This is a genomic window from Simkania negevensis Z, from assembly GCF_000237205.1.
Taxonomy (GTDB): Bacteria; Chlamydiota; Chlamydiia; order Chlamydiales; family Simkaniaceae; genus Simkania; species Simkania negevensis.
The window spans coordinates 2,172,871-2,187,077 of record NC_015713.1 but is presented as its reverse complement, the minus strand read 5'-3'; the positions used below and the strand labels follow the sequence as shown (position 1 = coordinate 2,187,077).

Annotated in this window: 1 protein-coding gene; it reads left to right on the top strand. The window is 46.1% G+C overall.

Going from position 1 to position 14,207, the window contains the following annotated elements:
• The first annotated feature begins 62 nt into the window (after nucleotides 1-62).
• Nucleotides 63-14,174 carry a filamentous hemagglutinin N-terminal domain-containing protein gene (locus tag SNE_RS10630; RefSeq protein ID WP_013944437.1) on the top strand — a complete coding sequence of 4,704 codons (14,112 nt, stop codon included), beginning with the start codon at nucleotides 63-65 and terminating at the stop codon, nucleotides 14,172-14,174.
• The last annotated feature ends 33 nt before the right edge of the window (nucleotides 14,175-14,207 follow it).

The following is a 14,207-nucleotide window of genomic DNA, read 5'->3' as shown; positions in this document are numbered from 1 at the left end:
GGGGGAGATTTTGTGTCTAATAGGACTTGCTTTGAAATTTTTTTTATGGCATTGCTTCAGTTATGGGTAAATTGTCTCTTGCTATAGGCCTATTTCTGTTAGGGGGAGTAAGTCTTTTTGCAGGTCCAAAAAATGGAACACCGGTTCACGGGCATGCAACGTTTCAGTCCAACGCGAATGAAATGGAAATTTATTCACGAAACAAGACAATTATTCATTGGGACAGCTTTTCGATCGATGCGGGGGAGATTGTCCGGTTTTGTCAAAATTCAAGCGCTTCAGCTGTTCTGAATCGGGTGATCGGTTCGGAAAAAAGTCTGATCAATGGATTACTCACATCAAATGGGTATGTTTTTCTTCTCAACCAAAACGGCATTCTCATTGGGAAAGAAGGTGTGATTGATACCGCAGGTTTTGTGGCATCTTCTCTTGATCTTTCAAACGATCAGTTTTTAAAAGGAGGCGACTTTCTCTTTAAGGGGGATGGCAAAGGAAGTGTTATCAATCTTGGAACGATTCATGCGAAAGGTGGAGATGTTTTTCTGATTGGTTATCACGTTTCGAATGAAGGAACGATTCATGCGGACGGGGGCGTTGCTGGTTTGGGTGGAGGTGCGGAAGTTTTTCTTGCGATGGAAGGAGAGGAGCGTCTTTTTATTCGAAAGGAAATTGATTCTTCTGAGGTTGGGGCTTCAAATGATGGAGTGATTCGGGCTGCAGAAGTAGAAATTAAAGCAAGGGGTAATCCGTTTGCTTTAGCGATTCGACATGGAGGAGAGATCGAAGCGACAGGTATCGCGCACCGCAGTGGGCGGGTTCTTCTAGTTGCAGACTCGGGTAAAACAGAAGTTGCAGGGATGATTCAAGCTGAATCTGGGGTGGTTCACGCTTTAGGGACCGAGGTTCATCTTACGGAAGGGGCAGCTATAGATGTATCAGGTCGTATTGGGGGAGAGGTCTTAATTGGGGGAGATTATAGGGGGGATAATCCAGAAATATCTAATGCACGAGCGACCTATATAGATAAAGGTGCAAAGATTCGAGCGGATGGACATCATGGGGATGGTGGAAAGGTCATCGTGTGGGGGGATGAAGCGGCTCATTATTATGGAGACATTTCTGCTGCAGCTTTGGGCGAAGTGGGCGATGGGGGGCTTGTTGAAGTTTCAGCAAAAAGTAACGATTATATCTTTAAGGGTCCTGTCAATGCCTCTTCTTTAAATGGTGCAAATGGGAAGCTCCTTCTTGATCCTCCCAGAATTCGGGTGCGATTTGTCGCATCAAACCCACCGTTTCCTCAGGGTGGTCCTAATACCTATAAGCCAACGGCTCCTCCTAGCACTGCAAACTTAAATCCCAATGATTTTACAGGGATACTTGCTGGAGGGACGAATGTCTTGATTGATTCGACAGGTGCTGGAGGGACGAATGGTAATATTGATTTTGAAGCGAGCTTTAGCTGGAATGGGACAGGAATTCTTTCTGCAACAGCCTATCGGAAAATCACCGTCACAGGTGGGACGACGCTTCAGGCTAATAATGGAGGAGGCTTCAATTTTGTAGCACAGGGAAATGGAACCGGAAATAATGTGGGGATTGACATTAGCGGGAGCCTCATTACAACGAGTGGCCCCATTACTTTGAATGGAACTTCGACTTTATCTGCTGGTTCTAACCTTAATGGAATTAATGTGGCTGGAACCCTCATGAGTAGCTCTGGGCCGATCTTGCTGACCGGTCTATCACGTGGAGGAGGGACAGGATGTCATGGAATTGATGTAGGGGGAACAATTTCTGCAACGGGTGCGGGTACGATCACGTTTAATGGGACAGGTTCGACATCTGCGACGGGAAATTCTGCTGGAGTTAACTTACATGGCCCTACGACCAGCTCAGCTGGTGGCTTGATTACAGTCACTGGAGTTGGGGGAACGGGGGGAACAAACAATCATGGTGTTGCTTTAAGCCCAACAGGAAACGTGACATCCTCTGGAGGCGTGACGTTAATCGGGACAAGTTCAAATGGAAATAATTCGACTGGGGTATTAGTTCCTGCTGGATCAGCGGCTTTGTCATCAGGGACAGGGGCAATTTCCATCACTGGAAATGCTACTGGGGCAGGGACGTCAACACATGGTGTACACATTATTGGAAGTGTCACCAATACGGGAACCGGCAGTGTTTCAATCACTGGGAACACAGCAGGGAATGCAAGTCATGGAATTTATTTTCAAGGAAATGTCTCTTCTGTAGGTGGAATTAATTGTGTTGCTGGAACGACTGGAGCTGGAATTTCTGACGCGATTGTGGTGGAAGGATCGGTTAGCACAACAAGTATGGGACCTCTTAGTATGACTGGAACTGTTTCAGGTGCTGCGGGAACAAGTGATGGAATTGATATCCGATTGGGAGGAAGAGTGACGTCTGTTGACGGGGTGATTAACTTAAGCGGGACCTCGAACGGAACGGGAAATGAATGTACAGGGATTGAGCTTCAACTCAATGGAGGAGTTCAATCAACAGGTGTAGGAGCTGTGACATTAACCGGCATGGGAAGCGGGGTTGGAACCAGTGAAGCTCGTGGTGTAAAAGTCACTTCTTCAGGTGGGGGAGGCCCCTCTTTCGTTTCAGTGAACAATGGAAATTTAGTGATTAATGGAACAGGTAAAGGAACGACGATTAATAATGAGGGCTTCTTATTAGGAACAGCTGGTGACTTGGGCTCTTATGTTCGGTCAACTGGAACAGGTAATATTACCATTAATGGAACAGGTTCAAGTACTGGAACGACCGTGAATTCTGGCATCCATCTCACTCAGGGGCTTGCTGTCACGTCTTCTGGAAGTGGAAGTATCACCTTTATGGGGCAAGGTGGAGCAGGTAATGATGGTTATGGAGTCTTTATCCATAATGGGGCTGATGTTATAGCATCAGGATCGGGTCTTATTTCTCTTACAGGAACGGCGGGAACAGGAAGTGGAAACACTTATGGCGTCTACCTTACTGGTGCGGGCAGTTCAGTGACTTCGGCAAGTGGAGCTGCTTCTTTAATCGGAACCGGGGGCTCAGGTGCGGGAGGGGCGCATAATGTTGGGGTATTTATTGAAAGTGGGGGAACTCTAGCTTCGACAAGCGGCATTGTGACGGTTAAAGGAACGGGAGGAAATGGAACATCTCTGAACCATGGTGTGGAACTTGTCACAACTGGGGCTGTGACTTCTCCAGCTGGATTGGTCTTAAACGGAACAAGTTCAGCTGGCAATAGTTCTGTGGGAGTTTTGATTTCCAATGGGGTAACGGCGCTAACAAGTGGGGTGGGGGCGATTTCAATTACGGGGAATTCAACAGGGACAGGAACTGGTTCTCACGCTGTGCAAGTTGCAGGCGCAGTCAATTCTTCAGGAACTGGCAGTGTAACAATAGTAGGAACGACAACGGGGACAAGCAGTCGCGGTGTGTTAGTAGATGGTGCAGCAACTGGCACGATCGCTGCGACGAGTGGAGCGGTCAGTATTACGGGAACAAATAATAGTGTAGGAGGTTCTAGTAATGCGGGAATCGATCTGACATCTGGCGCTATGTTGACAACGACTGGAGGAAATGTCACTTTTAGTGGGAATGGGGGCACAGGAAATAATGGTTATGGGGTGATTGTCCAAAGTGGATCTCAGGTTAATCTAGGAGGCTCTGGGATTGCTTCGATTACGGGAACATCTGGATCAGGAAGTGGAAATAATTATGGGGTCTATTTAACAGGTGCAAACTCCAAAGTGATGACAAACAGTGGGAGCTTGACTGTTAGTGGGACGAGCAATAGTGGGGCTGGAGGGGCTCATAATGTTGGGGCTTTTATTGAAAATGGGGGAACTCTAGCTTCGACAAGTGGTGTTGTTTCGATCATCGGAGTCGGAGGAAATGGAACAACCCTTAACCATGGTGTAGAACTTATCACAACTGGAACTGTCACTTCTCCGGGTGGATTGGTCCTAAATGGAACGAGCTCTCAAGGAACCAACTCTCGCGGTGTGTTACTAGCTGCGGGAATCACCGCTCAAGTTGCAGGATCTGGAAACATCTCAATTACGGGAGTGAGTTCTGCTACAGCAGGGAGTCCTGGAGTTGAGATCGGGGGGACGGTCACAACTCCTGGATCAGGGACCATTATGATCCAGGGAACAAACAATGGCTCTGCGGCAACGTCACCTGGTGTACTTGTCACTTCGGGAACGGTGAGCTCTACTTCGGGTAATATCACATTGACTGGAACGGGAAATACTGGGGCAGCTTTAAGCCAGGGGATTTCTTTAAATGGGGCATCGATCAGCGCAACAGGGGGAAATATTCAACTGACAGGAACTGGGCAAGATACCTCGGGATCTCCTGCCGGGATAGCCGTAGCAGGCGGATCTTCTCTTGCAACAACGGGATTGGGGACAATGACGTTAACGACGCTTGCGGGGAATTTCACTGATTCAGGAGTTGCAGCCAATACCTATAATACGCAGCAAGGGACTTTCTCACTGACAAGTGCTGGGGCAGTTCTTTTTAGCTCAGGTTTGACGAGCTCGATCACAACAACATTAGGTTCTGCAAGCTTGACGGCAAACGGTGGAAATATTCTATTAGCCGATTCGGGCACTGTGACAACAGGTGGAGGAACGGCCAATTTGACGGCTACAGATCACGTTCGTTTAGGAGTTGTCAATGTCACCAACACAGGAGATATTTTCATCAGTGCAGGAGGACAGGTCAGTGATAACTCTGTGGCTTTAGTCGACTTGATTGGAAACCGTGCATATATTACTTCTGGTGAGACGGGGAATCTCCCTACGACTTTGAATCAATTTCAAGGTGTCACATCAACTTCTGTTTTAGGCAATGAATCTATTACAATTACTAACTCTCAAGCTCTCAATCTCATCGCTTGGAATATTCCAGGAAATGCCGTTCAGACAGCAAGTAATGGATCGATTGCGATTGCAACAACTCTAGGAGGCATCATTGTTTCGAATGATGTGGTTGCAGGTGGATCGGGAATGGTGAATTTGAATGCTCCTGGTGCGATCACTGTTCTTGAAGATGTCAGTTCCACCTCAGGGAACCTCGTCATTTTAGGAAGTAGTGTTACCCATGTTGGAAGTGGACATTTAACAACAGGAGGTACAGGGGTCATTAATGTTACAGCAACTGCTGGCAATATCACAATGAACTCAGGGATTAGTTTTACAACAGCAGGGGGGAACGCAACCCTTCTTGCTTCCAATTCTGCTCTGCTGACTCAGATAAATGTGGGAGCTGGAAATATCAGTGTTACGGCCACTACAGGAACCATTTCAAATAATTCAGGAGCTAATTCCCCAGCGATCTTAATCGGAAATCAAGGAACGCTCACCTCGGCTTTAGGAGCGGGCTCGGGAACTTCGACGAGTTCTACAGCAATTGGAACAGATCTCACAACGTTAATTGGCACGGTGACAGGGGGATCAGGTGGCCTTATCATTTATGAACAAAGTGGTCTCAATTTAGGAAATATCAGCGCTCCGAATGGAACTGTTGATATCAATGCGAATGGTCTCATTCAGCAAGTGGCAGGGAATCCCACGTTAGCTGCGACTGACGCCCTTTTTACAACTAGAGCTCTCAATATAGGGACTGCTGACGTAAAAAATAGCGTTAACTTGTTACTCAATGCCTCACTTGTTGCAGGAAGTCTCTTCGTTGATGTTGGGGCAAATACTTTCGGACTCAACGGAAATACCGATGTTGGAATCAATTACACTGTCACAGCTGGAACCTATAATCTAAGCGGATTTACAGTCAATGTAGGAGGAACGTCAACGACTCCCCCAACAGCAGGAGTCAATGTTGTCACTGCAAGTGGCGTGTTAGATGACTTTGATTTAAGCTCAGTCACACTAGCACCTACAGGGAACATCATTGTCAATTTGCGAGGAGGTTTTTATTCTGCAACTAATCCTCAACCTGCCAATGCAATTCTCATCAATAGTACAAATAACTCGATTTCCAACAGCTTAACTCTTACAACAGTTAACCCGAACCTTTCATTCTCTGCAAAAGATTACAACTTAAAGAACACTCTACCGATTTCTTTGGGGGCGATGCAGAATTTTATTGTGAATGCGGCAAAAGGAGCGAACTTTACCCCTGGGGTTGTCAATCCTAAAAGTAGCCCTTATGACAATTCGAGCCTCAACCTTGGAAATGGGTCAATTGTTAACATCGTCAATCATGCTCCTGCCAACACGTTTCAGGGGTGGGTTTCTATTCGGGATTCCTATACGACGACATTTGAAGCGGGCCCCAACCTGTTAACAGAATATGTTAACACATATGGCGATACAACGATCAAGACGAGCTCTGGTGCGATCATGACCGGTGCAACAGGAGAAACAATGCGCTCAGCGGGATCGAAGCTGAGCCTCGAAAGCAATGGGAATCTCACCATCGGTGGAACTGTCAGTAACTTGACTATTCCTGGAGCTTTGAATGGAATCTTAAGTTACACCTCAACGGCAGGATCCATTACAGGCCCCGCATTAGGTCGAGCCTCTCAAGTTAAGATCTCTTCTGTTGCTGGAGGAATTGGGACTGGAGGACAGGACCTCACATTCGATACGGGACAGCTGGTTTTTACGGCAGCAAACGATGTCTTTCTTAACTTAAATGGTGCAGTAACTATGGCGGGAGATAGTACTACCGGAGCGATAGATATTGAGACATCTAGTGGTGGAAATCTGACCGTTGGAAATCTCACGATTGATGGGTTGTCTCGAATGGGTCTGACATCAGCTGGTGCGAGCGGAACTCAAGTCGTCACAATTGCTGGTGACATATTGGTGAATCAAGCTGTGACAGGCAATAATGGCCCTATCCAGCTGACAGCAAGTGGAGGAGTGACTCATGGAGCGAATGGAGATCTTACAACTATTGGGGTGAATGCAATCGTTGTCAATGCAACGAGCGGAGCTATTAACATGGATCCTAATACAATATATACAACAGGTAATGGGAACGCATCGCTGAACGCTCATGTCAATATCGAAGTCTCACAAATCAATGTTGGGACTGGAGACATCTTTCTTAATTCGACAACAGGAAGCATTGTTAGAATTACCGGTCCCCCGACTAACTTGATAGGGGGAAGAGGATATGCTCTAGCCTCGTCAGGGATCGGAGCAAGTGGCAATATCTTACAAAGCACCCTTAATCAATTCCAAGGAAGAGTTGCATTACCTGGAGATATCTACCTTTCCGATACAGCAGGTGGATTGCAGCTCACAAATTGGAATGGGGGCATCAATAGTGCTGAAACAAATAGCGGTAACATTGATATCCAAACTGCAGCTGGTGCCTTAACCGTGACAAATCCTGTTGTAGCTGGGAATGCGGGGACCATCAATTTAGATGCAAATACAGGGGCTGTGGCACTTAACCAGACTGTGACATCAAGCACAGGTAGCATCACCATTACTGGAAATACAAATGTGACACATGGAGCAAGTGGAATTGTCACTGTTTCAAGTGGAATAGGAGGGACAGTCACTGAAACAGCGACAACTGGCGATATCACAATGAATGGAGCGTCGATGGTTGTGACGCAGGGGGGAGCGGCCAATTTAACAGCAGGAACAAATGTTATTGTTTCGAATGTAAATGTGTTAGCAGGGGATCTCAAGATCGAAGCAACTGGAGGGACCATTACACGCGTTGGCGCTGGAGTCAATTTAATTGGGGGAAGAGGATATTGCGCTTCTGCAACAGGAATAGGGATCTCTGCGACACCCATCCGCAGTACACTGACAGATTTCCAAGCAAATGTCACTGGGGTAGGCCCCATAACCTTACAAGAAACTAATGGGATCAACTTGACCGATTGGAATATCCCTGGCAATAGTGTTCAAACAACGAATGGTCTGATCCAGGTCGAAGTACAAACAGGAAACTTAATTATTACAAATCCTGTCGTTGCAGGAGGAGTGGGAACACTCAACTTGACAGCAACAACAGGCGCCATCGTGAATAATTCGGGAGCAAATACTCCTCCGATTCTTACTGGAGATCAGGCAACTTTGACAGCCCAAACAGGGGTTGGATCGGGACTTTCAGTTGATCCTACGGCGATTGGGACGAATATTGGAACGCTCATCGCAACTGTTGGGGGAGCTGGTGGTGTTGTGATTTTTGAACAATCGGCGCTTAATTTGGGAGCTATCTCACTTAATAATGGAACTCTCGACATCAACGCGAATGACGTCATCCAGCAAATTGCAGGGAACCCACTCTTACAAGTCAGCAATGCAAAATTTACAACGCGCAGTGGAACGATTGGAAAAGCAGATGTTCGAAATGGAGGAAATCTCACATTAAATGGCTCGATTGTTGCAGGTAATCTAGACATCAACATTGGAGGCAATACCCTCACATTAGGTGGTAATTCTAAAGTTGGGATTGACTACACCGTAGTTGCAGGTGCTTATGATCTCAATGGGTTTGAAGTGAAAGTTGGGGGAACAGAAACGACACCACCTCCTGTTGGTGGATATAACCTTGTCAATGCAAGCGGGGGAGGGCCTAACTTTGACCTGAGCACAGTTTCTTTAGCGACAACAGGCGACATCACTGTTAACTTGCGTGGTGGAAATTATTCAGCAAACAATCCTCAAGCTGCAGATGCCATTATTATTAATGGGACGAATAATAGCATTATAAACACTCTCACTCTCAATACTGTCGACCCAGATTTGCAATTCAATTCTCAAGACTACAACTTGATAAATACTGCAGCAATTGCTTTGCAGCCTGCGCAAAAGCTGACCATTAATGCCGCAAAAGGAACGAATTTTACTCCTGGAATTGTCAATCCGAATAGTAGTCCTTTTGATAGCTCAGCATTGAATGGAGGAAATGGATCAAACGTTACACTCACCAATATAGGTCCAAATAATCAGTTTCTAGATTGGGTTTCGATTCGTGATCCTTATAACGCGACACTTGAAACCGGACCTGATCTCACCCTTCAATATGTAAATACCTATGGGGATCTTCAAATCACTTCTCAAGCAGGTGGGGTGTCAAACGGGGCTGATAGTCAGACCGTTCGAGCAGCAGGAACCAACTTAAGACTCAATGCCCAAGGGAATATTACTGTAAGTCAAGCTATCAGTAACTTAACTGTTCTTGGAGCTCTCAATGGAAATGTAAGCTACACTTCGACAAGTGGAACGGTTCAAGGAAGTGCTCTGACTCAAGCGACAAACATCAAGGTGAGCGCTGTTGGTGGAGGGATAGGAACAGGAGCTCAAGATCTTCAGCTGAACGCAGGAACAAATGTTGCATTTACCGCACAATCAAATGTCTTTTTAGAATTGGGTGGAGGAGCAACATCTATTGGAGGGGATAGCACAGCAGGTGCGATCGATATCGCAAATTCTGTCGTGGGAAACATTATCATTGACAGTGTTGTTGTTGACGGTTTAGTGCGATCAGGTTTGGCTTCTTCAGGAGTGAATGGGATTAAAGTAGCAACACCGTTTGGAGGAACACTCTTAGTCCATCAAGGTGTAACAGCAACAAACGGTCCGATTCAACTTGCGGCAACTGGAGCTATTATTCATTCGGCAGATGGAGATCTCACAACAACTGGAACGGGGACCATTAGTGTGAATGCCAGTGCAGGTAATCTGACCATGGTAAACGGAACCGTTTATACAACAGCTGGTGGAATCGCAACATTATCTTCCTCAAATAGTGTTCAGCTTGCGCAAGTCACGACAAGTGGAGGAAACATTTTTGTCACTGCCACTACAGGTAATATTGCGAGAGTAGTAGGCCCAACATCTAATCTCATTGGAGGAAATGGATATTGCTCTGCTGCAATTGGAATTGGGACTCTTGGAACACCTATTTTAAGTACTCTCAGTCAGTTCCAAGGAAGGGTGACTGGAACAGGAGACATTTATCTTTCCGATACAGCTGGTGGACTTCAGCTGACACAATGGAATCTAGTGGGAAATAGCGCAGAGACAAATAGCGGGCTTATTGACATCCAAACCATTACAGGAAATCTCACAGCATTAGCCCCTGTTGTAGCAGGAGGAACTGGAACCATCAATTTAGATGCGAATGCAAGCAGTGTGATTTTAGGTGCTACAGTGACCACCAACACCGGTAGTATCACGATTATGGGAAATGCAAATGTGACACATCAAGTGGGGGGAAATGTCACTGTAACAAGTGGTGTTGGCGGAACAGTAACAGAGACAGCGACGACTGGCAATGTCACAATGGATGGGGCATCCACAATTACCACGCAAGGTGGAAGTGCAACACTGACTGCTGGAGACAGCATAGCTGTTTCTGCTGTGAATGCAGCAGCAGGAAACATTTTCCTCACTGCTACCGGAGGAAACATTTCACGTGTGGCAGGACCTGTCGTCAATCTGATTGGAGAAAAAGGGTATGCAATTGCGCAAACAGGAATCGGAGCGAGTGGGAACATCTTACAGAGTACTCTTAGTGAATTCCAAGCAGATGTGACCGGAACAGGAGATGTTTATCTCTTTGACACAGCCGGTGGATTACAACTCACAGATTGGAACATTGTGGGAAATAGCGTCCAAACAAATGACGGCGTGATTGACATCCAAAATGGTGCTGGGACCTTGACAGTGGTAGATCCCGTTATTGCAGGAGGAACCGGAACCATCAATTTGAACGCAAATGGTGCTGATGTGGTGCTTAGCCAGTCTGTGAGCACGAACACAGGCGGTATTACAATTACCGGAAGCACGAACATTACACACCAAGCTGCTGGGAACGTCTCTGTGACGAGTGGGGCAGGTGGAACAGTGACAGAGACAGCGACGACTGGCAATGTCACAATGGATGGAGCCTCTTTGATTTCGACACAAGGGGGGGCTGCAACTCTTAGCGCAGGCAATAGCATTGCAGTGTCGCAGGTCAATGCATCAACAGGCGATATTTTCCTCAATGCAACAAGTGGAAATATTTCACGAGTAGCCGGCCCGGTGGTCAACCTAATTGGAAGTAAAGGGTATGCTCTAGCCTCATCAGGAATCGGAGCAAGTGGCAATATCTTACAAAGCACCGTTAGTCAATTCCAGGGAAGAGTGACTGGAACAGGTGATATTTATCTTTCTGATACAGCAGGTGGATTGCAGCTCACAAATTGGAATGGGGGCGCTAATAGTGCTCAAACAAATAGCGGTAACATCGATATCCAAACTGCTAATGGAAATCTAACCGTGACAAGTCCTGTTGTAGCTGGGAATGCCGGAACCATCAATTTAGATGCAAATACAGGGGCTGTGGCACTTAACCAGACTGTGACATCAAATACAGGTAGCATTTCTGTGATGGGGAATACCGGAATCACTCATGGGGTGAATGGAACGGTTACAGTTTCGAGCGGGGTGGCTGGAACAGTCTCGGAAACAGCGACCAGTGGCAACATCTCAATGAATGGCGCTGCAAAAATCATCACCCAAGGTGGAAATATCACTTTATTTGCAGACAATGATTTGAATGTTGCAGAAGTGAACACAGGGACATCAGGAATGATTACAGCCACTGCAACAAACGGAAAAATTGCCGATACAACGACAACTCTTTTCTTACCGAATTTTGTGTCGAATGAGGTTATTTTACAGGCAAATACAGGTATAGGTTCAGGGGTTCCTAGCCCAGGTAGTAGCACAGACATTGCGACAGTGACGAACTTTTTAACCGCTTCTACTGTAACAGGAGATATTGTGATTTCTGAAGCATCAGGGATCACCCTTCGCAATATTTCGACGCAAAATGGTGGCCATTTTTACCTCGAAGCAGGTGGTCTTGTTAACCAAGATGGTGCGAGCAGCTTGCAAATTGATGGGAATTTAAATGTAGTAACTTCTCGAGCCACAACTTTGGGAACAGTTCATCTTGTGAATAGTGTGAATACAGACTTAGGTGCATCTGAAATTGCTGGAAATTACACAGTCGATGTCACAGGGACTCTCTCTTTATCGGGAGATCAGTACGTAGGGCTAGATTGCGACTTCAATACAACCAACCCACCAGTTATTGATAATGGGAATACTGTCTTTCATGGAGGGTATTACTACATCAATGGAGTTGATCCAGACTTGCAAGGTCCTATGATCAACGCAACAGGCCCAACGCCAAACTTCGATCTCGATTTGGCTATGCCCTTTTCTGGAGACCCCACAATCACTGTCAACTTACGTGGAGATGTAGATGTTTTTAATATTACACCCATTCCCGATGCGATCATCTTAACCCAAGCGGCAAATCAAATTCATGGAACCATTGATATCGAAACTGTTGATCCTATGTATCAAGGAACGGCAACCAATGACTACAACTTAGTCCAAACGAGTATCCCTTTTACTCTCAACCCTGGGCAGACCTTGATTATCAATGCGGCGCGAGGTACGTCGAATCCAGGAGTCAGCGGGGCTAATAACAGTCCCTATTCTGGTTCAACATTAAATGGGGGGCTAGGCTCAAACATTACTCTTCCATTAGCAAACACAGCAAATGGAACAATCAGTATCCGAGATCCAAATCTCTGTATCTTAAACGCGAACGGAAACCCAGCCTTTGCTCACGTGAATACCTATAATAATCTCACGATCACAGCTCCTACAGGTTCGATCACGGCAGGTGTCGGAGGAAACATTGTGAGAAGTAGCGGGAGTCTTCTCTCATTTGCAGCAGATCAAAGTATTGCCTTAAATGGGAATGTGAGTGCACTGACAACAGGAGGGGTTTCTAATGGAGAAATTGTCTATAACGCTGCGAATGGATCAATTACTGGAACAGGCGTCAGTCAAGGTGTTGGAGTCTCTTTTATTGCTCCTCTTGGAGGGGTGACAGCCCAAACACAAGCCACCAATTGTATTTTTACTGCAATGACAGGGACCGACATCACCAATAACCTCGTTGGAGGAAATTTTGGTGGAACCGTGACAGGTCCATTGACAATCACACAGGCAGGAAGTGGAAACTTAATGGTCAACTCTGTCACAGTTAATGGAGTGACCCGCATAGGATTAACAGCAGTGAATCAAACCGTCAACTTGACAAATGGTGCCGGTGCCATAACACAGGTTGCTGGAAACGTCGATGCTGGAACAACAGGGACCGTCAACTTCATTGCCATGACAGGAATCAATGGAATTGGGCCAAATGCAACATTCCAAACACTTTCAAGAGATGTTTTAGCAACGAACTTAACATCAGGAGACATCCGGATCGAAAACCGCTTGAATGGAAGTAATGCCCTTTCTTCAGCAGTGACACTTCATAATGGTCCGGGAAATGTTGTGAATAACCGCAACCTCTACTTTAGTCAGGTGGGTGGTTCGAGTGTTGACTTTCAAACAGTCAATGCAAATGGAACAGGGACACTCCTTGCAATTTCAGGGAGTGCAAACATGAATTTCTTTGGAAATGTGAACATGGGCGATAGCGTGATTGCCGTTGCCAATCATAATATGGAGGTCGGGGCTATTCTCTTTAATCTTAATACCCCCAATGCAGTGGCAACTCTGATCCTTGATCAAGAAAGTCCGACTCTTCCAGGAAGCGGGACGTTTACCAATGGAGGAAACTTTAATATTTCGTCGAATAAATTAGCCATTTATGCAGCTTCAGGTCCACAAGAACCTCCCTCTGCTATTTTTATTCCACCGAATCAAGTTTCTCTTGGATCTCTTGCACCGCTTGCTACCTGGGATATTGGTGAGCCAAACGGTCTTGATACCAAGTATGCAACCTCTTATTCGAGTGGAGGACCCTACCATGGACCCGGATTTGGAACGAACTACACCCCCGGTAATGGAGTTTTTGGAAGTCAAGTGATTTGGTACAAGTTTGATGTCGATTATCCTCCTCCTTCTCCAGGAGGAGGTGGAGCAGCGGGTCCTGTTCCATTTGATCCACGACTAGGAATCAATGCATGGGAAGTTGAGTATTTCCTCGAATACTGGAATCAGAACCTCAATAGATTAGGCTACGAGGATGCTCCTTTGATGCTCGTTGAAACGAGTTTTGAAACGGAACCCCTAATCTATCGTCCCTATCGATCAGCGATAGATAAATTAAGAAATGAAGTCTCTTCAGAATAGTTGTTTTTTTCCCCATGTTTTTGTATTCCTTGA

Coding starts and splice junctions, on each gene's coding strand:
- SNE_RS10630 (WP_013944437.1), top strand. CDS start 63: ATGGGTAAATTGTCTCTTGCTATAGGCCTATTTCTGTTAGGGGGAGTA.